The 22,429-nt window shown below is 58.4% G+C and carries 24 protein-coding genes; 9 read left to right on the top strand and 15 right to left on the bottom strand.

Annotated features, from left to right (window positions below):
• The first annotated feature begins 309 nt into the window (after positions 1 to 309).
• The 3 genes from EKH80_RS03935 (at position 310) to EKH80_RS03925 (ending at position 3,028) form a co-directional block, all read left to right on the top strand.
• A complete protein-coding gene (locus EKH80_RS03935; RefSeq protein ID WP_126683417.1) occupies positions 310 to 1,116 on the top strand; it encodes an MBL fold metallo-hydrolase in 807 nt (268 codons plus the stop codon).
• Positions 1,117 to 1,409: 293 nt separating this feature from the next.
• Entirely contained in the window at positions 1,410 to 2,003 is a 594-nt protein-coding gene (locus EKH80_RS03930; RefSeq protein WP_126683416.1) for a hypothetical protein, read from the top strand.
• A gap of 299 nt (positions 2,004 to 2,302) precedes the next feature.
• Complete coding sequence (locus EKH80_RS03925; protein WP_126683415.1) at positions 2,303 to 3,028, top strand: hypothetical protein; 726 nt, start codon at positions 2,303 to 2,305, stop codon at positions 3,026 to 3,028.
• Positions 3,029 to 3,046: 18 nt separating this feature from the next.
• Here the strand turns inward: EKH80_RS03925 and EKH80_RS03920 are convergent, their stop codons facing one another.
• Positions 3,047 to 3,244, bottom strand: a complete 198-nt coding sequence (locus tag EKH80_RS03920) for a hypothetical protein (protein ID WP_126683414.1) — start codon at positions 3,242 to 3,244, stop codon at positions 3,047 to 3,049.
• A 44-nt stretch (positions 3,245 to 3,288) separates the two neighbouring features.
• On the opposite strand from EKH80_RS03920, the gene EKH80_RS03915 reads away from it, so the two are divergent.
• Positions 3,289 to 4,545: a patatin-like phospholipase family protein gene (locus tag EKH80_RS03915; RefSeq protein ID WP_126683413.1), complete on the top strand. Its 1,257-nt coding sequence runs from the start codon at positions 3,289 to 3,291 to the stop codon at positions 4,543 to 4,545.
• A 189-nt stretch (positions 4,546 to 4,734) separates the two neighbouring features.
• Here the strand turns inward: EKH80_RS03915 and EKH80_RS03910 are convergent, their stop codons facing one another.
• The 5 genes from EKH80_RS03910 to EKH80_RS03890 form a co-directional block, all read right to left on the bottom strand.
• Positions 4,735 to 5,382, bottom strand: coding sequence for a hypothetical protein (locus EKH80_RS03910; protein WP_126683412.1), 648 nt, complete (start codon positions 5,380 to 5,382; stop codon positions 4,735 to 4,737).
• Positions 5,372 to 6,517: an XRE family transcriptional regulator gene (locus EKH80_RS03905; RefSeq protein WP_126683411.1), complete on the bottom strand. Its 1,146-nt coding sequence runs from the start codon at positions 6,515 to 6,517 to the stop codon at positions 5,372 to 5,374. Before EKH80_RS03905 ends, EKH80_RS03910 begins: the two co-directional genes overlap by 11 nt.
• Positions 6,518 to 6,577: 60 nt before the next feature.
• A complete protein-coding gene (locus EKH80_RS03900; protein WP_126683410.1) occupies positions 6,578 to 7,336 on the bottom strand; it encodes a hypothetical protein in 759 nt (252 codons plus the stop codon).
• A 186-nt stretch (positions 7,337 to 7,522) separates the two neighbouring features.
• On the bottom strand, positions 7,523 to 8,596 hold the full coding sequence (locus tag EKH80_RS03895) for a hypothetical protein (protein ID WP_126683409.1): 1,074 nt from the start codon (positions 8,594 to 8,596) through the stop codon (positions 7,523 to 7,525).
• 406 nt (positions 8,597 to 9,002) lie between these two features.
• On the bottom strand, positions 9,003 to 9,323 hold the full coding sequence (locus EKH80_RS03890) for a hypothetical protein (protein WP_126683408.1): 321 nt from the start codon (positions 9,321 to 9,323) through the stop codon (positions 9,003 to 9,005).
• A gap of 403 nt (positions 9,324 to 9,726) precedes the next feature.
• Between EKH80_RS03890 and EKH80_RS03885 the strand changes: the two genes are divergently transcribed.
• Positions 9,727 to 10,263 carry a hypothetical protein gene (locus EKH80_RS03885; protein WP_126683407.1) on the top strand — a complete coding sequence of 179 codons (537 nt, stop codon included), beginning with the start codon at positions 9,727 to 9,729 and terminating at the stop codon, positions 10,261 to 10,263.
• Positions 10,264 to 10,545: 282 nt separating this feature from the next.
• On the opposite strand, the gene EKH80_RS03880 is transcribed toward EKH80_RS03885, so the two are convergent.
• From EKH80_RS03880 to EKH80_RS03870, 3 genes are all read right to left on the bottom strand, one after another.
• Positions 10,546 to 11,103 carry an SRPBCC family protein gene (locus EKH80_RS03880; RefSeq protein WP_230473404.1) on the bottom strand — a complete coding sequence of 186 codons (558 nt, stop codon included), beginning with the start codon at positions 11,101 to 11,103 and terminating at the stop codon, positions 10,546 to 10,548.
• Positions 11,104 to 11,173: 70 nt separating this feature from the next.
• Positions 11,174 to 11,608: a DoxX family protein gene (locus EKH80_RS03875; protein ID WP_126683406.1), complete on the bottom strand. Its 435-nt coding sequence runs from the start codon at positions 11,606 to 11,608 to the stop codon at positions 11,174 to 11,176.
• Positions 11,605 to 12,174, bottom strand: a complete 570-nt coding sequence (locus EKH80_RS03870; protein ID WP_126683405.1) for a MarR family winged helix-turn-helix transcriptional regulator — start codon at positions 12,172 to 12,174, stop codon at positions 11,605 to 11,607. Before EKH80_RS03870 ends, EKH80_RS03875 begins: the two co-directional genes overlap by 4 nt.
• 158 nt (positions 12,175 to 12,332) lie before the next feature.
• On the opposite strand from EKH80_RS03870, the gene EKH80_RS03865 reads away from it, so the two are divergent.
• Positions 12,333 to 12,674 carry a hypothetical protein gene (locus tag EKH80_RS03865; RefSeq protein ID WP_126683404.1) on the top strand — a complete coding sequence of 114 codons (342 nt, stop codon included), beginning with the start codon at positions 12,333 to 12,335 and terminating at the stop codon, positions 12,672 to 12,674.
• Between the two features lie 89 nt (positions 12,675 to 12,763).
• On the opposite strand, the gene EKH80_RS03860 is transcribed toward EKH80_RS03865, so the two are convergent.
• The 6 genes from EKH80_RS03860 to EKH80_RS03835 all read right to left on the bottom strand — a co-directional run bounded on the left by EKH80_RS03860 (position 12,764) and on the right by EKH80_RS03835 (position 19,424).
• Positions 12,764 to 13,909: an ABC transporter substrate-binding protein gene (locus tag EKH80_RS03860; RefSeq protein ID WP_126683403.1), complete on the bottom strand. Its 1,146-nt coding sequence runs from the start codon at positions 13,907 to 13,909 to the stop codon at positions 12,764 to 12,766.
• 160 nt (positions 13,910 to 14,069) lie between these two features.
• Positions 14,070 to 14,783 carry a DUF2894 domain-containing protein gene (locus EKH80_RS03855; RefSeq protein ID WP_230473403.1) on the bottom strand — a complete coding sequence of 238 codons (714 nt, stop codon included), beginning with the start codon at positions 14,781 to 14,783 and terminating at the stop codon, positions 14,070 to 14,072.
• On the bottom strand, positions 14,695 to 15,345 hold the full coding sequence (locus EKH80_RS03850) for an OmpA family protein (protein WP_126683402.1): 651 nt from the start codon (positions 15,343 to 15,345) through the stop codon (positions 14,695 to 14,697). The genes EKH80_RS03855 and EKH80_RS03850 overlap by 89 nt, the downstream gene beginning before the upstream one ends.
• Positions 15,342 to 17,438, bottom strand: a complete 2,097-nt coding sequence (locus tag EKH80_RS03845) for a DUF802 domain-containing protein (RefSeq protein ID WP_126683401.1) — start codon at positions 17,436 to 17,438, stop codon at positions 15,342 to 15,344. The genes EKH80_RS03850 and EKH80_RS03845 overlap by 4 nt, the downstream gene beginning before the upstream one ends.
• Positions 17,439 to 17,447: 9 nt before the next feature.
• Positions 17,448 to 18,161 carry a DUF3348 domain-containing protein gene (locus tag EKH80_RS03840; protein WP_126683400.1) on the bottom strand — a complete coding sequence of 238 codons (714 nt, stop codon included), beginning with the start codon at positions 18,159 to 18,161 and terminating at the stop codon, positions 17,448 to 17,450.
• A gap of 348 nt (positions 18,162 to 18,509) precedes the next feature.
• Positions 18,510 to 19,424 (bottom strand): LysR substrate-binding domain-containing protein, encoded by a 915-nt coding sequence (locus tag EKH80_RS03835; protein ID WP_126683399.1) that lies wholly within the window; start codon positions 19,422 to 19,424, stop codon positions 18,510 to 18,512.
• A 153-nt stretch (positions 19,425 to 19,577) separates the two neighbouring features.
• Here EKH80_RS03835 and EKH80_RS03830 point away from each other — a divergent pair, with 153 nt between their 5' ends.
• The 3 genes from EKH80_RS03830 to EKH80_RS03820 all read left to right on the top strand — a co-directional run bounded on the left by EKH80_RS03830 (position 19,578) and on the right by EKH80_RS03820 (position 22,410).
• The gene (locus EKH80_RS03830; protein ID WP_126683398.1) at positions 19,578 to 20,366 is read left to right on the top strand and encodes an SDR family NAD(P)-dependent oxidoreductase; all 789 of its coding nucleotides are present in this window, start codon (positions 19,578 to 19,580) and stop codon (positions 20,364 to 20,366) included.
• Positions 20,367 to 20,847: 481 nt separating this feature from the next.
• On the top strand, positions 20,848 to 21,837 hold the full coding sequence (locus EKH80_RS03825; protein ID WP_126683397.1) for a sigma 54-interacting transcriptional regulator: 990 nt from the start codon (positions 20,848 to 20,850) through the stop codon (positions 21,835 to 21,837).
• Between the two features lie 303 nt (positions 21,838 to 22,140).
• On the top strand, positions 22,141 to 22,410 hold the full coding sequence (locus EKH80_RS03820) for a hypothetical protein (protein ID WP_126683396.1): 270 nt from the start codon (positions 22,141 to 22,143) through the stop codon (positions 22,408 to 22,410).
• Positions 22,411 to 22,429: the final 19 nt, after the last annotated feature.

Genomic DNA, 22,429 nt, shown 5'->3' with positions numbered 1-22,429 from the left:
GCCGCCTGGTGCGGTGGCCGGCCAATCGTTCGCGCGGCCGCTTTGACAGCTTGGGATACCCGTGAACCGGGCTGTCCCGTGTGATGCTCGTTTGGCGGAGCGTGGGATGCCAATCGTAGGCTGGGTTGTGAAACCCAGCATTGCCGTGCATGCAATCCGCGCGATGCTGGGATTGCCATCCAGCCTACGCCCCTCATTCCGAACTGGACCCCATGCTTTTGTCGGCAGTGGCTCTCATCAAAGTGGGCGGCTGGCGGTTAGCCTGTGTAAAGCATCCGGCGACTCATCATCCAGCGGAGAAACGAGCTTATGTTGCCCATCTGTGCCACTTGCGGAACGCAATTCGGCGATACGGACGTTCCGCCCGGGCATTGCCCCATCTGTGAAGACGAACGCCAGTACGTCGGATGGGAGGGACAGCATTGGACCAGCATGGATGCCTTGCACAACACCTATCGTCAGCGACTGGGCGAGGAAGCCGGGCTCCTGGCCATCGGCGTCACGCCCCATTTCGCCATCGATCAACGGGCTTTGCTGCTGCCGACGGACGCGGGGAATATCCTTTGGGAAACGGTAAGCCTCGTCTCCGATGATGCGATTGCTGCGATCAAGTCCCGCGGCGGCCTGGACCGTATCATCATTTCCCATCCCCATTTCTACGCCTCGATGGTGGAATGGAGCCGTGCCTTCGGCAATGTGCCCATTCTTCTGCATGAGGCGGACAAAGCGTGGGTACAACGTCACTCGTCGTCCATCGAGTTCTGGGGCAGTGATCAGCTGAAGCTTTCGAATGACGTGACGCTCATTCGCTGCGGCGGCCATTTCCCAGGCAGCACCGCCTTGCACTGGAAGCAAGGCCCGCGCCCTGGCGGCGCGCTTTTCCCCGGTGACGCACTGCAAGTGGCGATGGACCGCCGCCACGTCACCTTCATGTACAGCTATCCCAATTACATTCCCATGGCGCCAGGCGATGTAAAAGCCATGCGGGCGAGATTGGACGGCTATGCCTTCGAGGATGTGTTCGGCTACACCTGGAACCGCAACATCATGGGGGGAGGCCGCGCCGCCGTGGACGTGTCTTTCGACCGATATTTGACGGCGGTGAATGAGCAGTAGCCGATTTGACCGCGAATCGCCATGCCGGCACTGGCCCAATGCTGTCTAGGGAAAGTTTCCATCTTTCATGCGGAAAAATTAAAACCCCTGTCATCCCAAGCTTTGCACGCGGCACCCCATGCTGGGATGGCCGCCCCAGCCTACGCGCATGACAGCGTTTATTTCAATGAAGTCACATGCGGTGCTTTGTCCTGGCACTGTCCATGACAATCGTCGGCGATATACCCTCGGTCCCAGGAACAGGGGACGTGACACAAGAAGCAAAAGACCATTCATTCACAAGGAGATGCAGAATGTTTGCTTTTGAAATGTCTTCAAGGAAGCTGGCGATGGCGATGACCGCTATCGCCTTGGGTCTGGGCGTGAGCCTGTCTGCCCAGGCCACGAGCGTGAGCCCGGGCGGGGCGATCACCCTGACTGGCCCGCTTTCGATATCGCTGTCCAGCTCACCCACGTATAAGGGCCAGACACAGTCGACCAGTTGCACCCTCACGATCAACGGCATGATGGCGGGTACGGGCGACATTACGGTGACCTCGGCCAGTGTGAACTACGATTGCGGCGTGGGTACACAGGCCCATTTCTATATTGATAACAGTCAATTTCCGCGAACCTTCAGCGTGGATAGCAGCACCGGTGGCAGCGTTATCTACAACTCCTCTCTGGCTATCAAGTCAGTCCAGTGGGTTGGGTTCGGGCCGCAGCGCCCAGTGACTTGCTTTGCTCCTTTCCCCAATCTGCTCTGGTACGCCAACCTGACCAATCCCGCTCCGTCCGATCAGGTGCGGGCCACCGGTGGCGTAACCTTCGGGAACGCCTCGGACGGTGGCACTTGCCTGGCGGGTGGCCTGCTGACGGCCAGCCCGGCCCAGACTTTTTACCCCTAAGCGGCAGGCGGCATCGGGCGTGCGTGAGTTCTTCACGCACGCCTTTCCACGTACCCGTCGCCGCCCTGTATGTGGGTCTGGCGCGGCGTAGGCTGGGATGGTAATCCCAGCACCTGCATGTCGGATGCCAAGCTGGGATTATCATCCCAGCCTACGCGCTAGTGTTCCGATTAACGCAGAGTAGGGGATGGCGATGAGTATGGATGGCTTGATGCGGCTAACCAGTTCAGCCGAAGGTTTGTCCATGGATTTCGTATCGTGGAATGTTGGGATCGATCAGGTAATGCAGGAGACTGCCTATGCCGTCGCAGTCGTTTAGCTTTGCCTGGCTGGAGGAGCGCATCGCCGAATACGTGCAGGACGCGGACGATACGGCTGTGACACGATTCGAACTCTACTCGCTGGCTGGCGTGGTCGTTTTCGGTGGGTTGGTGATACTGATCAATTTATTACTTCGCAATCGACTAGGTCAGCTGATTCTGCAGGCCGGCGCATTGCTGGAATGGGCTTGTGTAATGATCGTTTGCGTTCGTGTTGGTTATCGGGTGTGGCGCGCTTACAAACGGCAATACCTGGACTTCGCCATGCATCTTGACGACTTCTATTTGCGCTACCGGAATGTCGTGGATGCCTTGCGAAAGTGTCCAGCCGATGAGGTTGCCAGGTACTTACGCTATGTCCGTGATCGAAAAACAACGTTGCTGTATCGGCATGCCCTGCTGAGTGGAGGCATGGAAAAGCTCGGCATTCTTCCACTGCTGGCTTTGCTGTATTTGCAGCTCAAGGAATGGTCATTCGGAGATTGGAAGGATTTGCTTGGCCACGTACATTTGATCGGCAGCATTTTGCTATGGATGCTGGCGATCATGTATCTCGTGGCTTGGTGGGGCGCACGCATCAAAGGCCGCCTTGATGTCTATGAAGCTCTGTTGGCGGAGGCTGGCGTCGAAGAAGGACAGATGAGCGATATGCAAATCGCCGTTGTGGCAACGTGCAATCAAGGGGCTGTCGAGGTGATGCAATAAGAAGCCGCCGGAAATCGATTAGAGCTGACGCATGGTTTTCTTACCCTCATTGACAAGATCTTCATGGTCTGGCTGGTAAAGCATCAGCGTTGACAAGTCGGTGGCATCGTTGACCGAACTGTCGGCCAAGGGGAAAGGGTCACCAATCAGGAAATAGGCATTGCCCTGCCAGGGCAACTCAGCTGTGTCGCTATGCGCCTGACTCCACTGATGCAATAGCGGTCTGCTTAGGTTGATCTCACTCGACCCGAGGGGGCACCATGGACTACAAGATTCTTTCACTGGATGGCGGTGGATCATGGGCGCTGATCCAGGTAAAGGCGCTGATTGATCTATACAACAGCGAAACAACTGGACATACCGTTCTTCGTGATTTCGACATGGTGGCGGCCAACTCCGGCGGCAGCATTGTGCTAGGCGGATTGGTGGCGAACATGAAGCTCGGTGACCTGCTGGCATTCTTTAAAGATCCGAAGAGGCGCGAAAGCATATTCGTAAAAAAATGGCCGCACCCATCATTCATTCCCACCCCTAGGTATCGCACGGATGCGAAGCTTGGCGGATTGAAGGAGGCGTTCCCTCGTTGTTGCAACTTGCCTATGCAGGATGCAGTGAAGGATATTCCGGGCAAGACCAGCGGCAAGCCGGTTCATCTGCTTATTATCGGATTCGATTACGACCGCAATCGTGCACGGTTCTTCCGCTCAGCGCCGGCCCAGGGGGCGAACCTTGGAAGTGGTGATCCTGCGCAAGTGCCGCTGGTGGAGGCAATTCATGCGTCATCCACCGCACCCGTTCTGTATTTTGATCAACCGGCGGTACTGCCACATGATTCGGGTAAACGTTACTGGGATGGTGGCGTAACGGGCTGCAACAACCCCGTGCTGGCTGCGGTGACTGAGGCGATGGTAATGCAAGGGCGATCAAAGTCTGTGATCGCGCTATCTATTGGCACTGGCACGGTATGCTTGGCGCCGCCACCTCCTGACCCGCCCGATTCGAATCGGGCGCTATACAGTACCTTGTACGCTCAAGGTGTCCTGGCGGATGTGAGGAAACTCGCTAGCGCGATTGTAGATGACCCGCCTGATTCGGCCAGCTTCATTGCGCATGTCATGGCAGGTGCAGTGCCGCCTGCATTGCCTCCGCTGGTGGACAGTCGCATTGTGCGAATGAATCCCATGGTGTCGCCAATGGGCAAGCCGGGGAACTATACCTTTCCCGCCGAAAATGGATCGCCTACCAAAGAAGAGCAGGACACCTTCACGAAATTGGTGGGTCTGGATATGGATGCCATCAAAGACGACGAAGTTGAGGCGATCGAGACTTTCACTAACCTGTGGCTGAAAAACAAGGCGCGCAATCAGGCCATTCGGATGAAGCCGACCTTGGAACGTGACGGGGTAGGGCATGAGTTGTATTTGGATGCAAAGGAAGCTTGGCGAAAGTTGGGCGGCGAACTGCCAGGTCCGCCTTCATCGATATCGTCAATGGTGGCTGACGAGTCTGTAGGTTAATATGGCACAGAGCTAAGCTTGCACTGAGATCGCCCATCCACACCTAATCTCCTTGATTGGTGGATTTGTCTCCAAGCGGATGAGCCATCCAAAACTGAGAGGACGTTGGGCTGTCGGTAACTTTGGTGTCATCCTCCCCCGATTAATTCACAGCCGCTCGCTCACTACGAAGAGATCGTTTTAAACGACCTAAGATGGTGCTCCGCCCTGGGCATTTTCTTCTCCGATGCCTTCGCTCTGCCCAGATGCGTCGGCATTAGTGGTCGCGACCATAAGCCTGCATCGCATTGCCTCTTCGTATGTGTCTTGAAAGAACTTTGTAAGCGGCCTCCTTTCAAATTTCTCATGCTCGGCAATGACTGCGTTGTGATCGCCATCATTTAGATGCTTGTGGTAATGAAGGTAACCGTAGAGGCGAGGTGTCGTTTCCACAGAAAGGCCGAGTTTTCCTTCCGCCTCGCGTCGCGCGAGACGCTCATCCGTCATGAACGCAATGCTTCGGATTCCGTAAGCAGTCGCAATGCACGATAGCTCGCCGGCACCAAGCCCTTTAGGTATCTTCGACAAGACCGCAAGCAAGTCGTCCAAGCTACAACCTTGAACAGGAAAACGCCCCGCGTCCCGCTCAGTCCGAAGCTGCCCCATCAGCTCTGTCTGTTCTTGCGATATATTCTTTCTAGGCTTAAAAAGGCACTCGTACAGCACGGCGGGCGTGATGCAGAAATGCAGATTTGCGCCAACAGCAGCCCTATTTAAGCGCTGCGAAGAAAGCATATTCCATACGGCGCACGAATCCGCTACGGACATTGGCGAGAAGCGACTGGGATCAAAGTTCATTGACGATGCTCCGTCCATACAGCACCGATATTTCGCGTAGCCCCCTATAGTCGGACAGAAAGGCCTCGCCTAGTCGACCAGCTGAAATCAGTCCGCGATGGTGAGCTTCAAAGCAAAGTCCGACGTAATAGTCGGACAAACCCATTTCCATAAGCTCTTTTCTTCGCGCCAGCTGCGAAGGGGACAAATTAGATGGGGCTTCGGGGTCGACCTTATCAATCATGGGTACGCGTACGGAACGAATCATTCTCGCTGCTGCATCATCCACAAGATCTGCTTCGCGCAATGCGTATGACAACGCCTCGGTACTTACTTTCAGCGTTTGCGCCCAATGTAAAGCCAACTCTTTGCTCCAGCTAGGAACCCTAGGAAGAAGCGTCGGCGGCATTAGATAGTGCGATGCAAATCGATTAGCCCGAATCTCTTTCAAGTCCATCTTGTTATATTTGGAGCTGGATCTCTCATAAGAGATGCTTGCCGTATCATTCGAATCGAAGATGGCGTGCGCCGCTTCGTGACTAACAGAAAATCTTTGTCGGTAAATGTCCTCATCATAGTTAACGAGAATGCAATGACCAGCGACAGGGTGTTCAATGTATAGCCCTGATAAATCTTTGTTTCGCAGCCGGCGACGGAAAACGTGGAGTCCTATAAGTCGAAAATCTGCGTAGATATCTAAGCGAATCTGCCTCGCCGTGTATCCAAGGGTTCGGCGAAGTGCGGCGGCGGCATCCACGCCATGCGTCTTGTGAAGATCGCCATTTGATGGCTTGAACTCAAACGACACACGCTCAACGTTTAATTGAGACGCTAAGTCCGCCTCAATTTCGCATAGAAACAAAAACTCCTGAACGGAACGCCGATCCTCTGCAGTGAACGCAGGACCATGTTTTCGATAGAGAATGCTGGTCTCTTTAAAGGGTTCCGGTCGAGAAGGGTCAATAAAATCACGGACGTCCCTGGCGTAATAACTTGCCATGATCAAAAGTTCATCACCAGAGGGCGCTTCCGTACCCGACTCAATTGAGGCCAGACGAGCCCTTCGTATTCCAGTATCAGCCTCCACTTTTTCAACGGCTAACTCCAGCAGGTTTCGAGCCTGAGCAAGTCTTTTCCCAATGAGTCGAAGATTCACGATTTACTCCCCATATCGATCGATATTGCCCTGATCTACACAGCTAGCATTCCTCATTCACTATGGAGGGTTGAGCTTGTTCATTACATCGGGCCATCCTTCATTGGCTTCTTTTACCACCTGAGCCATGTAGCCGTACTGCGCAGATTTTCCCGTATCCATGATGCTTACCAGAAGCAAATCGTCGCCACCTACTAATAGCGTCTTATCTACTGCACAGTTCTTACGAGAACTGCGATGCATATGAACAATCAGTCCGTCAAAGTAAAACCTGAAAAACGGAATCTCACATTCCTGAGTTCCATCTCGAGATAGCTGCTTCTTAACGCCTGCTGTGGGTGAATAGTTATGTACTTCACCCGATGGAACAAGTTGTATGAGTGTGGCCGGATAGAAAGAAAGAGGGCCAGGGTTGTTCGTTCGGATCATATCCCCGAGCTGACTTAGCTCGCTCTCGGGCATGGATACTGCATCAAACTCCATTCGATTCGTTGCTCCGGCACGCCATAGCAAGCTGAGCAAAAACAATCGCAATCGAGCCCTATCTATTCCCCTAATTTCGCGAACGCCGAAACTTGTGTCGGGGACTCTTTCAATCAAGGGCGGCTCAGTATCCAAATCCAAGCCGCTCCAAATAAGCTGGTGTTTCCTGAGTTCTGCAATACCCCAATCATCTAAGTCACGCAATATCCTTTCACCCTCTTTGGTGACCAGGCGATTGTCATACCAGCTGCTGAATCTACGAATTGGCCGCTTGCCTCTGCCAGCCTCGACGAAAGGCTTCCCTGGCTGCAATGGTCGCGTCAGTGCTTTGGGCAAGAGATGCGAGTCGACGAACGTCCCTCGCTTTCCAGTGAGCCGACATACTCCGAAAACCATGCGCCCCCCATAAATACGGGCAGCGTTGAAGGGGCCGCCACGCAGGTAAGTCGCTCTTGAATATACAAAGATTTAACCGGACGTGCGATCCCCCTCTTTAGCTGGCTGATCAAAAGGCGAGGCAGCTCAAATAGGGGAGCGGTCATCAGCTGCATCCTTGCGGGCGAGGGCAATCACCGCCTCGGGAGCCTCGGCGAACACGTCCGCGGGCGTGCGTGGGGTTTCGTCCACTCCGTCCATGGCGACCACCGCATTAAGCGCACTTTGACCCTGCTTCATCGCCGCCGTTTCGGCCAGGTTACGTTCGCTCAATTCCTTACGTGGTTCGTACAACCAGAACAGGCGCCGCCATCGTCCCGGATCACCGCCTTTCACGTCATTGGGATCGTCGCTAAAGCCGGGGATGGTTTCCAACGCCTCCAACAGCGCTGGCGCGTGCGGCGAGAGCGTATGCGCATCCACGAATTGGAAATCCGGATGGACGTAGGTGCCACCGTGTCTCGTTGACCACACACCGAAAAGTTTCTTGTCTCGACGCAGCGCGCTAGTGAATCGCGAGCTGTTCTCTGCTTTGCTCCCCCATAGCCTGGCCAGTTCGGTGGCTGTCGGCCAACCGCGGTCCAGGAATGCTTCGCGTTGAGCAGCCATGCGCTCCATCGGTGTCCCACGACCGGGCGTGATTACGGGCGGATCCGTGGCAACGCTGCTAGGTGTAGGCGGCATCAGACTGGCCTGTAGGGTTTTACGTAGGCGCGCGAACATCTGCTTCAACGCATCTGGATCATGCCGAGCAAAGGCGGGGTCGTCCTCCGCGTTCATGACCACTTCTACCAGCATGGCGTCATAGATCTCTGATGTAAGCGTAGCGGGCTCAATTGCTCCACTTAACAATAAAGGCTCAGGAGCGCTGAGGACCAGATTGCCGTGGATCAGCATCCAGACGTGGCCTTGCATACCCACGTCACGGATGGGTGCCTTTTGTGACCTTTCGTCCGCCAGGACTCGTTCCGCCGATTCCTGCAGGGCAAGGCGCCGATTTTCGGTCAAATCCCCGTTGCGATAGATGCGCACACCATTGTGGTTCAGGCGAGGTAGGCCGCCAGGCCCGAGCTCGTCCACTGTCAGGTTCCCCCACTTGATGGCGTCGCGCGGATCTGCCGTTTGGAGATCTTCCAGGGTCAAGAAACTCAGGATGCTCATCGGACCCTCCAAATGCGGCCACCTCATCTCACGCCTCCAGTGTGTTGGTTAGGAAGGTTATGCAAGTAAGGATAGTTAGGGTTAGTGTCAGCGTGCATGCAGGGATTAAGGCCGCCTCAATTCATATTTGTCTTATAAATCATAAATATAAATCTACTTCTTGGAAATTTAGGTGAGAAGAGTTGCTCGTCGGACTAGTCCCCAGCAGGAGCGCGCAAGGGAATCAACTCACCCCGTGTCAGGGCGAAAACCGAGCAAATCGGGTAGCCGAAACAGCCAATTGGGATGTCCCTATCTACTCTTTGCACAGACTGAAGCATTCCAGTCTTTCTGCGCCCGACTCCATGGCGGCACTCCGATCTCCCATCGAGGTGCCGCGAAAAGGAGTCATGCGTACGCGAACGGCTTATTCGTCCCGCTCAGCTTTCAGCAGTTGGTCGCTATGTATGCGAAGGAAATACAACGCCGCGCGTAGACCCTGCAGTTGCGTTGGACTGAGCGGCCATGCCTCGGCATCGGATGGCGTGAGGGTCGCCTTCTTTCGGCGGTAGGCGTCGTGGTGTCTTAGCAGGTTTCGAATCACACACATCGCCAGCGACGTGCCGGCGATTCTCATTTGGTACGTGTGTCGCTTCGCCTGCTTAGGGTCCGAGGGCAGTTGCGGCTCGTTGATGAGCCAGAACAGTTCAGAAGGGCGTTCGTGTGTCGTATGATCGTTGCAGATCATGATCAACTCCTTTCGCGTTGATTGTGATTTAGCGGCTCACATGGGGGCCTAACCCGTGTGGGCCGCGCTTTCTTACCGCGCTACTGCAAATGTCGTCGGCATAGTCGCAAACAGAGATTGTGCCGATGACGCTCTGATCGTAATAGATCGCAGTGGTTGCGCGATGTAGGCATTCGCCAGCTTGGTGCGTGCGCAATGGCTCAATAAATAGAGCAATGGGACTTAATGCGCCGTGCTGTGATAATCGGCGTAAGCATTAGTGCTTGTGACAGATACGTTGCTGAATCGGAAGTAGTCCTCTAAATCATGCATGTCTTTAACTATTGCCTAACTATTGTGGGCACGCTAGGGCGCCGCAAGACATGTAAGCTATGGAATACTCCAATTGGACGGGGACTTCCTAGTGTGGCCGTTCAGTAAATCGAAGCGCACGACCGTGGAGGAACGTGCCGCGTTGGCCGCGGCATTCCTGCTCGATTCCCTTGAAGGCGTTACTGGCGGGGTGATGCTCGGTGCCGTTGGTAAGGAATGGGAAAGAACATCACGCGATGTGTTTAGACCAACGGCACATGAAGTGATGATTTTTCAGCTTCACTTGGCGGATCGACTGACACGAGTGAAGGCACGAGGGAAAAACGGCGGTCTAATTTTGATGGGCGCCCTGTTACCCATCATTGCCGAGCAAGTGCAGGATGGATCACGCCAGAACTTCCACAACCTCTATAGCGCACGCTCCCTCTTTTATTCAGAGTGCCGTGATTTCACATCAAAGGAAGGTGAACCCGCAGGCGGCACACTATTTTGGGAGTTCGCTAAGATCGCGCTCGCGGTCACGAAGCAAGACCCCGAGATAACGAAAATGCTAGGTGTCACCGCTATGTGCGGTGACATTTTACGCGGTATTGATCGAGGCTTTGAGGAGCTCGAAGTCTACGGTTAGTAGTTGTCGTAAAAGTTGGCGCGCGGCGATGAGTGATCGAGGGAGGAGTCTTCGAACTTGCGATGCTCCTCCTCTATTTGTTGCCGTATGCGCCTGTCTTCTTCCTTTGCGAGGTCGCGGCTGAGCCACTCGGCCCAATACGCGACGGCCATGGCGAGTGCGTCGAGGCGGTCATCGTGACGCAGTGATCCACGATCGCGAGTTTCAATGAAGGGAGGGCGCTATGGACATGGAGTGGCCCCGTGTCGCTTCAGCGCCACCCCACATCCATTGACTAGATTTCTATACCGTGCCTTTCGCGCCCGCCGCTTCCGCCTGCGCTTTCAAGCTGGTCAGTCCCTTGTCGAATTCACCACCCACCATCTTGTCCATGTTGAAGCACACGCCGAACAGCTTTTGCATGAAGTTCGAGGCGCCGGTCATTTCCCAGGAAACTTCGGTCGCGGCGCCTTGCGGTTGCAAAGTGAAGTGGACGGTGTTGGTCGCCTTCATGGGCTTGTCGAATTGAAGGCTCATGGTGACGCGACTGGCGGGCACGGTGTCGGTGATTTGCATGCGGCCTTTGCCGGCTCGGCCGGTGCTATCCCAATCGTAACTCCCGCTGCGTCCCTCTGAGGAGGCTCCATAGGTCACCTTGAGCGAGGGGTCGCCTTTGGCGAAGGGATTCCATTCGTTGAAGCGGCGAAGGTCGTTGATCAGGGGGTAAATCGTCTCGGCGGGGGCATCGATCGTTGCCGAGCGGGCAATGCGGAATTCATCCGGGCGCGTGGCCGCGTAAATCAGAAGGCACGCCACTGCCGCGACGAGTACGAGCCCAACCATACCTAGGATGCTGAACATGATACTTACCTCCGTTTGGAAAGCGTGTCGTTTGAACCCTTGCGGGATGAGGTGGAGCTTGATGAATCGTTTACCGGCACCAGGGAAACACGGCGCGCAGGTTTGAGTTGCGCAGATACAGGCCACCCCAGATAAAGATCGCGAGATAGACGCCGAACAAATCGTGCGTAGCGACAGGGTCGCCGACCCGGAGATGGCTTGCGACCGCCCCGCCCAGATAAGCGGTGAGCAGCACAGCTCCTAATACGGATGTGCGGGGAATGACGTAGAGCAAGGTGCTTGCAAGCATCATCGCTGCCAGCAGATGCGCGAAGCCGGCAGTGGCAGGGTATCCGAGCTGTGCACTGGCTTGTAGCACGACGGGCAGGGCCATCACTTTCATGCCGGCATCCAGCAGCAGGAACAGCACGGCGAATGTGCTCAAGCCGTAGCCCACTCGGCGCATGGCGGTGGAGGTTGAATTCGGTGCGGTACCGGGCTGCCTGGTGGTGTGGAGCGAAGTCATGATGCTTTCTCCTTGGGTTTATGAGGGTGGGGTTTATGAGGGTGTTTTGTGCCTGTCGATTTACTTTCTCGCCGCATTTCCTCCGCACACTCGGCGGCGAGTGCCGTGGTGCGTTCCAGGAAAGACGCAATCGTTTCGAGCTCTTCCGCCGTGAACGTGCGCCACAACTCGTACATGCGAACCTGGCTGGGCATGAACATCTCCTTGATCGGCTCAATGGCGTCATGGCGACTGCATACCCAGACTTTGCGGCGGTCCGCGGCGTCGTCGCGGCGCTCGACATAGCCTGCCTTGACCAATCGGTCGACCAGCGCCGTGACCGAACCGGAGGTGAGTCCGGTGGCTTTCACCAACTCGCCGGCAAGTACCTTTCCACGCATGTAGATGATGTCCAGCACGCGTAGGTCGGTGGTATGCAGACCGAAGTGACTGGCCACGATCTGGCTGGTCACGACCGTTTGGGCGGCCATCTCGCGGATCAAAACGTCAACCCGGCCGACACGGTCGTCGTGGGTGTTGCGACTAGGCTTGGTTCGGCGTTGGGGCGATTTGCTTGAGGTGTTCAAGGGAAGTGGTACTCCAGCGGCCTTGGAGTAACTCTATGATCAAGTATCTTGATTGTCAAGATATATCCAGCCGAGGCTGAGTTCCTTGAAAATCGGGGTTTGGAGTGCTTGGCTTTTAGGAAAAACGCCTTATTGAACAATCCACTAGCGGAGGGCGTATGGCTATCCTGAGAGAGTGGCGCGCGGAAATTCGACGCGAATTGAAAGACGAATATGTGGAGTACGTCACCGCGACGGGGCTGGCGGAGTACCGGGGCACGGAAGGAAATCTGGCGGCAGTGATCGCGGTGCGGGATCTCGATGCGCAGCGATCGGAAATCGTCACGCTCAGCTGGTGGAAAGACGAAGCCTCGATCAAGGCTTTCGCGGGCGAAGACATTTCGCGCGCTCGCTATTTCCCCGAAGACGACCGCTACTTGCTGACTCACCCGGAAACCGTCCAACACTACGACTCGTCGATGCCGAGCGAATCATCTGAGGATGAGCGGATGCTTATCTGACGGGTAGCATGGTTTTCGGGCGAGCGCAAAACGACGCAAAGTAGCCGGTCAATCCAGTTTGAACACGTCGTGCGAAGCACCCAACGCGCTCAACCGGCGTGCAGGATTCGAAAGCGATCGGGTTCATTCGGATCACGGTCAACAACCTGGACCGGCGGCCAAGTCCATTGCCACACGCTTATGCCTGGCGTGCGGGAGAACTGGATCTTCCCGCGGGTGCCTTCGACCGCGACACGCGACCAGTATTCGACTTTGCGCTCCTTATCCACACCGTGAGAGCGCAGCACTTCGGCGAGAACAGTGAGCGTGTCGTAGCCCTCGAACGCAAGGAAGGAGGGCGCTTCGGTCAGTTGCTCACGCAGGGCAGCCTCGACGCGTACGCCGAGCGAGCTGAAGCGCTCGGGCAGGTAGCGCAGGAACGGGATGGAGTTGCCGTCGTCACCCAGCAACGTAAGCCACTCGGCGAATTCCGGTTGCCCCGCTGGAGCGCCAATCAATAGCCCGGCGAGACGCTGGTCGCGGCGGACCGATCTGACGATCGATGCTGCTGGTTCGGGGTAGCCGACCAGCAGGAGGAGGGCGGTGGCGCGATTTTCGACCAACTGGTCGCATACCGCCGTGGGTGCATGCGCACCCATGTCGAGCTCGAGGACAGTGCCGCCGCGTGGCGCAAGGTAGTCCCGCAGAATGCGCGTGCCGGAGGCCCAGTAGACGCTCGGCTGGATGGCCACGGCGATTCGACGGTGGCCTGCGTTGAGGAGGAAGTCCGCGTAGATCTTCCAGCCGTAGGATTGTGCCGGAGCGAGGCGCGCGACCCAATCGGTTGGCTGTTCGGTGAGTGCGTCGAGTACCGCTGATGAGCAAAGGAAGGGCAGGCCTAGAGCATCGGCTCGGGCAGCTGCTGCGCGGGCGGCGACGCTGTGATATTCCCCCGCTAGTGCGGCCACGCCCAGGCCAGCCAATTCATCCACGGCAGCCGTGGCGCGCTGTGGATCAGCTGCGGTGTCGCGGACGATCAGTTCGAGTGGTTTGCCTAGAATTCCGCCGTTGTCATTGACTTCGCGAACCGCCAGTTCGAGTCCGGCAAGCAAGTGCTGGCCTGCCTCGACCCAGCCTGGCCGGCTCAGGGGGACGAGAGCGCCGATCCGGATGGATGCTCCGTTGGTGCGTTCTGCTGTCGATGGCAACTGTGCTGTACCCACCTGGTCATGTCTCCTGCAAGCGGCCTTGACCATCCAAGATTCCAGCCAGTATGCACATCTTCTCCCCGACTTGAACCATGACGAGTGAGCCACTTGGAGCTACTGACAATACCGGCATCTGTCGGAATGACGACTCGCTTTGAAATGGCGTCAACCTGCTCTCAGTCAATCTCAATGGCTGAGATCACGCCCATCATTTATCCGCTGCGCGCTTTCTGGCACTCCTGTTGGGAGGCGCGTCTTTGGCTGGGACTGCCGAGACCCCGTAGGCATTCATCTGCGCCATCCAGGACAAATCATCAACGTAGGACAAAAAGTGCTGCAGATACTCGGGTGACCATTCGCGCATCAGCGTGATCGAGCGATGGACGAGGGCGCTTGAGTTGAGGGGGCCCGCATGCGCGGGCACCGGCTCCAGTGACTGCAGCAACTGGCTTTGAGCGCGCACCTGGGACCAGATTTTCCTGAACTCGTCGAGCATGCCCAAGCTTGGAAAGTCGTGGCGATAGAGCGGCACGCCTTTCGCTGCCAGCTCGTTGCTGCGCGCTGCCGCATGGCTGGCGATGTGATCGATCAGCACGCCGAGCGCTCCGCGCTCGGGTGGGCATGGCGCTGTTGCGTTATCGGCCGCTTTTTCGAGATCACTGGCATAGGCGTCAAGCAGTTCGGACAGCTTGTCGTCCAGCAGCCGGCGCACTTCCCCCGTATGACTGGCCGCGCGTCGCTCCATTGCCTCGATGAATTGAAAGCGAACCGGATTCATGCGATCGGCGCGCTGCTTGCGCCACGCGTCAAGCGTCACTCTGGCGTGAGTCCTGCTATGGCTCATGAGTAGTGGCTGTCGCCGATGGCGGGCCCGGCAGGGGGGCGATTTCCACGCGCCGGTTCCTGGCTCGTCCTTCGTCATTGCTGTTCGGGGCGACTGGCTGTTCCGAGCCGAACGCGGCGGCGAATACCGAGGAGGCGGGGATGCCTTCGGCAACCAGGGTGCGGGTCACGGTCAGCGCGCGCTCCGCCGAGAGCTCCCAGTTATCGGCGAACCGACGATTGTCATCGCGGACTTGCTGATCATCGGTGAAGCCGCTCACCATCAGCTGGCCGCCGCGTGCCTTGAGGTAGTTCGATAGCGGGCCGGCCAGGCTCTTCAACAGCTCGCGGCCCTCGGGCTGCAGTTGATCGGAGTTGAGCGCGAACAGCACGTTGCCGCTGATGCCGATGCGTCCATTGACCAGAGTGACGCGGCCTGCGGCCAATGGAGCTGCCAGCGCCTGCTCCAGGGCCTTGCTGCGCTGTGCCTCGGCTTGCCGCTGTCTGATCTCGTCGTCCAAGCGATGGGACAGTTGCAGTTGCACGCCGATCACGCCCACCAGGATCAGTACGAACACGCCCAGCAGCACCGACATCAGGTCACCGAAGGCGGCCCAGATCGGCGCCGCCGATACCTCGTCGGCTTCCCAGTCGTCGTTCATGCGCTTTCAACTCCGGCCGACGCCGGTTGGCGAGCCATGCGCTGCAGGTCCTCGATGATCTGCTTTTGCGAAAGCATGCTCAGGTCGATCACTTCCTTGGCTTGCGCCACGTAATACGCGAGCTGTTCGTCACTGCGCGATAGCGACTGATCCAGTGCATCGGCGATGTGCTGCAACTGATCCATCAAGGCCTGGTTCGACTGGCCAAATAGCTGGACGGCCGTGCCGAATGCCTCACCCAGGCTCGCCACTTCAACGGCGCCGCCGGCGATCTGGGCAGCCACTGTCTCCAGCTTGCCGACCTCCGCCTCGATTTGGCCGGTAAAGCGTGTGCTGGCTCGATCCAGCAGATCCGCCGAGGTGGTCACCAGCGCGTCGACCGCAGAGCGTTGCTCCTTCGACGCGAGGTTGACGGCATCGAGCAAGGTTTCCAGGGTGCCCAGCAAGCGGTTGCGTTCCTCCAGCATGGCGTTGTCACGAGCCATGCTGTCGGACAGGCTCCGGCGTAGTTCGGCGATGACGTCAGCCGCCACTTTGGGTGCTTCCGACGCAGCCTGCACCAGACGGAAGACTTCCGAGATGGTGTCGCCGGTATGTGCCTGCATTTGCGCCGATACGTCGCGCATGGTCTGGGCAAGCGAGTCGCAAACCGCAACTTGCCGCTGCGCGGAGTGCTCATCCTGCTGCTCCCAACGTTGGCTCAATGCCGTGGTCATCGTAGAGAAGGTTTCTGTCCAGGCAGTTAGGCGCAGCTGGTCACGCGATTCCAGTGTGCTCTGCAAATCCGTATGCGACTGATGCACGACTTGGACCAGCGACGTCGCGTGCTCCTTGAAGGTTACGGCGGCTGAGGCCAATGCGTGCTCATGGCGAGTGGTCAGATCGGCATGGACTGTCTGTTGCTGCGACAATGCGTTGTTCCAGCCGTCCGACAGATGGTTAACGGTCAGGTCGAGGCGCGTGGCAATGCCTTCCAGCAAGTCGAGCGAGCGGCGATCGAAGGTTTCGGTCAACTGCGTCTGCGACATGCGCAGATCTTGCACAAGCGCCGCATTGGATTGTCGGTGTTGGGTCAGTGCCTCGTCCCACGTTTCCGCCACGGTCGCAGCCGTTTTCTCAAAGCCGGCGGATAGCTGGCCCAATTGAAGCTGTACCGCGTGCGTAACGGTGTCGCGCAGGGAAGCTGTTTCGCGCACCAGGCCGGCCATGGTGGCTTCCACGGCCGGTTGCAGCGCGGCGCTGACGGCATGGCCGCTTTCGGCGGCGCTCTGGCGCAACGATTGTTCGACGGAGGAGGCAAGGCGTAGATAAGCCGCCTCGGTCCTGGCATGAAAGCTGTCCTGGCTGGCAAGCTGCCGCTCGCTCGCGGCAATACTTTGCCGCTCCATGGCCGCCATCATCGCCTGCCATTGATGGACGAGGGCAGGCAGCAGCTCGGTCTGCTGCTGCAGCAACTTGAACGTTTCCTCACGCTGATAGGCCGGCGAATAGACGCGCAGGGTGGTGGCGATTTTGGTGTCCAGCCGTAGCACCGCGTGGAGCCGCTCGCGCCTGGTCAGGGCCGAAAGCAGGCCGAGCATCGCCGAGCTGGCAACGCCGGCCATGGAGGTGCCGAATGCAAACCCCAGGCCCTTGATCGGTGCGGCGAGCGATCCGCGAATGGCCTGCAGATCCGTCGCGCTCTCCAGCGCCAGGCCGGTGCCCCTGAGCGTCGTCATCATGCCGAGTAGCGTGCCGAGCATGCCCAGCAGCACCAGCAAGCCGACCAGATACGGCGTCAGGGCCGGGCCGGGCAAAGCCGAGCGCTCCCCCTCGACACGCAGGCGTACCGCTGTGCGCAGGCGAGGGGGCAGGCGGTCGAGCCATTCGTTCAGGCTGAGCGGCGACACGGTCAGTCCGGAAACGGCGTGCTCCAGCATGGCGGTGGCCTGCCGGCTGCGATGCAGCTCAAATCCGCCGACGAGATAACACGCGCCGATGAGCATCGCGACCGCGGCCCCCAGCGGATTGGAGCCGACATGACCCGCCCCGATCCAGCATACGGCAGCAAGGCCAGCGAGGAACACAGCGTAAAAAGCAAGATTTCTAAGCATAAATCCGATTCAGCGAGCGCGAAGCGCTGCAAGCAGGCCATCGACCGGTTGAAAACGAACATCCAGTTCGGCGAGCAACAGGCTCTGCATGTCCTTGCGAAATAGGTTCAGCCACGCGTCCGGCGCGGTGCGCGAATCCTGCCTGTGCTGGCGCAGACGTTCGAAGTGTTTGCCAAGCAAAGCGGGTACCGAGGCCATCAGTTTCTGCTCGCGCGGGCTCAACGCCACCTCCATGGCGGCGTCCACTTGCGCGAGGTGGGCCATGTCCGCCGATTTCTGCGCAAGCACGCCCCGAAGCTGGCTTCGCAAGTTGCCGACGGCCGTTTGCATGCGCCGCTGCATGGTGAGGTAGTGCTGACGAAAGACCGTGTAGTCGAGAGATGGATTCAGTTGTCTTTCTTCGGCGATCGTCTTGCCATGGCCCCGCGTCTTCAAGACGGTCAATGCCTGGTCGCCGACAATGGTTTGGGTCAACGCCATGCGCACGCGGGCACACGCGTCTTCTTCAGTGCCGCCAGGGAGAGGGGCGCCGGAATCCTCCAGGGACGGCTTGCCGTCCAGTGCCGTGGACAGCGCAACCGCTTGGCTCCAGTCCAGCCAATCACTCAGCCGGCATGACAATGACTGGCTGGGCGCAGGAACATCAGCCACTTCCGTCAAGCGAGCAAGCAGGCGAATGAAGGTCGGGCCACGGACCATCGTCCGTCGAGTGGTTTGCGTCATGGATACAGGCAAAAGACGGCGATTTTACACTATTAATGTGATGCAAAGCTTAAGCAGTGGCCACGCTGCCTGGATTCTTCGGATCCCCATGGGCCGGGTGAACGTCGACTGAGCCCAAAGCGCCCCCTCCCTGTCCGGCCAAGGGAGAGGGAGGGCGCTCGAGCCAGCCGGAAGATCATGGGATCGGGCGATATCCATCTTCCGTTCCTTCGCGAACGCGCGCTGGGCGTGAATCTCGATGAAGCATGTGCGCAGTCGCCCAGGGATTTCTCCAGGCTGCAAAAGGAGATCGTGGCTCTGCGCACCCATCTCCTCCGCTTCACACAGCGCGAATGAGGCCGCGATCGGCTAGGCGCCCGGCGGGTTTTCATAGCCGAGGCGCTGCCGAAGCCGCGGCGTCGCAAAGTCCAGGAATGCACGCAGTTTCAACGGCGCATGCGGCTGATTCGGATACACGAGACTGGCTGGCATGGGCGCGGGTTCGAATGCTTGCAGCAGCTGTACCAGCGCCCCCGATTTCAATGCTTCGGCCACTTGATGCGATAGAACACGAGCAATGCCGGCACCGGCGACAGCGGCAACGACGGCGGCCTCTGCCGAATTCACGATGAGGCGCGACGACACCTGCACGAGCTGATGGGTCCGGCCAAAGCGAAACTCCCATCGGTCTGCGGCGGTGTAACCCTCATAGGTAATGCATTCGTGTGCAACAAGATCGTTCGGCTCCTTGGGGGCGCCGTGCGATGCGAGATAGGCGGGGCTGGCGCAAAGCACGCGGCCGATGAGTGCGATGCGGGTGGCGATGATGTCGCTATCCGGAAGCTCGCCCAGGCGTACGGCGACATCGACATGTTCCTCAAGCAGGTTGACGACGCGATCACTCAACTGGATGCGGGCATGAATCTTTGGGTAGGCCTGCAGAAATTCGACCAGCACGGGGACCACGTGATAGCGACCAATGGCCTGCGGTGCACTGATGACCAGCTCTCCCTGCGGCTGCCGATACTCGCCGGCTGCCGTGCGCTCGGCCTCCACCAGGTCTTCCAGGATGCGCCGACACGAGGCGACGTAATCGCGGCCCGTTTCGGTCAAGGTGAGTTTTCGCGTACCTCGCAGCACCAGGCGGACACGCAGGTGTTCTTCCAGCTCCGCTACACGACGGCTGACGGTGGCCAGCGGAATACGCAGTTGACGACTGGCCGCGGAAAGGCTGCCCGTGTCTACCGCCGTGAGCAGGATCCGCATGGCTTCGAGTCGGTCCACGGCCTCTCACCTAGGGAAGGGTGCCTACCGAATTTACCGGCTAGTGAGCGGACCTGGAAGGGGCTAATTTTCCTTCGCATCCGGCCAGCCACCCCTTAGCAGTTTCCCGCGTCAGCGGCCGGCATCCCTAAATCCCGATCCAGGAGTCCCTCCATGTCCACTCAACCCTCAGTGCTGATCACGGGTGCCTCAAGCGGCATCGGCGCCACCTATGCCGACCGCTTTGCCAGGCGCGGGCACGACCTGGTGCTGGTTGCGCGCGATCAGAGCCGAATGGAGCAACTGGCTGAGCGCCTGCGCGCCGAACACGGCGTTGCCATCGACATTTTGCGGGCGGATCTGGTCGATCGCACGCAGTTGGCGCAGGTCGAAGCCAGGCTTCGCGATGACAGCCGCATCGGCATACTGATCAACAACGCCGGGGCCTCCAAGGCGGGCGCGTTCGGCGACTTGCCGCCCGACACGATCTCCGCGCTGGTCGATCTGAACGTCACGGCAGTTGCGCGGCTCGCGTCGGCGGCCGCGTCGCGCTTTGTACGCGAGCAGGGCGGGGCGATCGTCAACATCGGCTCGGTGCTTGGCATAGCGCATGAAATTGGCAGTCCTTTGTATGGTGCAACCAAGGCTTTCGTGCTGATGTTGTCTCAGACGCTGCAGCGCGAGCTGGGGCCTGGCGGCGTGTATGTCCAAGCTGTGCTTCCGGCCGCCACGGCTACCGAGATCTGGGACCGCTCCGGCCGGAACGTCGACGAGTTGCCGCCGATGATGTCGGTCGACGAATTGGTGGACGCGGCGCTGGTTGGTTTCGATCGTCGTGAAGCCATCACGCTTCCGTTGCTGCCCGACACCGAACAGTGGGATGCCTACGATGCGGCGAGAAAAGCCATGCTGGTGCACTTCTCGGGGGTGCATCCGGCGGAGCGCTATCGCAAAGCAGGGTGATTCAGGCTGTGCAGCGCGTAGGCTGGGATGACAATCCCAGCTTTCCACACAGCATCCTTATGCTGGGATTGCCATCCCAGTCTACACGTTGAGGCAAGAGAGCAGATTTAAATCGTGTCAGCGTCAAGTCGAAGGAGTCTGCTTGGGCAGCCTGGGCACGATGCTGTACGTGACTACAATCGTCAAGGCAGCTTATTGCGCGCAGCGCCGTGGGCGGCTGAAAAGATGGCGTCGAGGCTGCTTCGTCGCGGACGGTGCGCGTTTTTTCGCAATCTGCTTGCGACCTGATGATGTGCCTTGATCATCGTCCGGCTTGCGCCGAGATGACAGAAAAAGGGCAACTGCCACTTCTGCTGGCCCCGCCTCTTGCGTGGACGCGCCCGCATGCTCAATATAGGCGGGCTTACGATCTGGCTGGGGAACATCACACCGTTGGAGTGCAGAGACATTCTCGCGTCGGCTTAAGGCCAAGGAGGTGTTTATGTCGGCGATGCTTGGGCAATCCGGGCCTTTTTTGCTGGTCATGGAGCAGTTGAAGCGCTATGCCAGCTGCGATGTGCATATCTTGGTGGAAGGGGAGACGGGCACCGGCAAGGAGTTGGCCGCGCGCGAGATTCATTACGCAAGTGCGCGTCGCGGGTGTTCGTTCGTGCCGGTCAACTGTGGCGCGTTGCCGGACAGCCTTATCGAAAGCGAACTGTTCGGGCACGAACGCGGCGCTTATACCGATGCCAAACAGGCGCGGGCTGGCCTGATCGATCAAGCGCGGGGCGGCACGCTGTTTCTCGACGAGGTGGATAGCTTGTCGGGCAAGGCGCAGGTCACTCTGTTGCGCCTGCTTGAGAACAACGAATACCGGCCGGTCGGCGGCGATGTGACACGCTCATCCAATGTGCGCGTGATCGCCGCTACCAATAGCTGCCTCGAAGAACGCGTCACTGCCGGGCAATTTCGCCGCGATCTGCAATATCGGCTCAATGCCCTGCACATTCGGCTGCCGTCGTTGCGCGAGCGCGCGGACGACTTGCCTCTGCTGGCCGAGCATTTCATCGGTTTGGTGGGGCAGCGCTTGAGCGGGCCGCGCAAACATTGGTCCTGCTCGGCTTTGCTGGCGCTTGCGGCCTATCACTGGCCGGGCAATGTGCGCGAATTGGAAAACATTTCGTTGCGCGCCTATATCCGCGCCGAAGGCAATACGATAGACGCGTCCGTCGTCGGCGATGTGCTTGGCATGCGCGCGCTGCCATCGCAGCCAATCCTGAGCCCGGAAAATCTGCCATACATGGCCGCGAAAGAGCGCGTGATGCTGGCTTTCGAACGCGACTACTTGACGAATTTGATGAAACGCAGCTGCGGTAATGTCACTGCGGCCGCACGCATGTGCGAAATGGAACGCAGGCAGCTTGGCAAGCTGCTGAAAAAGCACGGTATCGACACGCGGGAATTCCGGTTGTCGCCACAACCTCTTTAAGCATGCTCTGATTTATTCCACGCTCCGCCACACGCGCATACAACTCGTAGGCTGGGATGATGATCCCAGCTTGCACGCGACATCCTGGTGCTGGGATTGTCATCCCAGCCTACGCGCCCGGGAATTCAGCTTGTCGCCTCAAGCAGTCGAGTGCGAGCGGGTCGTTGCGCACCCGCTCGCGCCGAAAAACCGGGTCAAGCACGACCCGCCTGGCGACGCCGATGGAGCAATATCCGCGATATGTCCCCGTTTTTTCGATGGCACGCATGTTGCCTGGATCACCGGGAAACGTGGAGGCCAAGCATGAGCCGTCTGTCCCGCGGAAACAAAAAAGGCGAGCGGGAGGTCGAGCAATCCGTGCTCGGCTATTTGCACGGTCATCCGCATGCCGCCGACACGCTGGAGGGGATCGTTAGCTGGTGGTTGCCGCAGCAGCGCTACGAAATCGAGCACGAGCGCATCAAGCGCGTACTCGAGCATCTGGTCCAAGGTGGCGAGCTGTGCAGTTACCGATTGCCTGACGGCGCCGTGCTGTATGCCTTGAATCACGGCGGCGACGCGTCACCGCATTGATTGCCGAAGCTTTAGTCAC

This window comes from Dyella choica, assembly GCF_003977665.1.
Classification (GTDB): Bacteria; Pseudomonadota; Gammaproteobacteria; order Xanthomonadales; family Rhodanobacteraceae; genus Dyella_B; species Dyella_B choica.
This window is presented reverse-complemented; position numbering and strand designations above follow the sequence as displayed.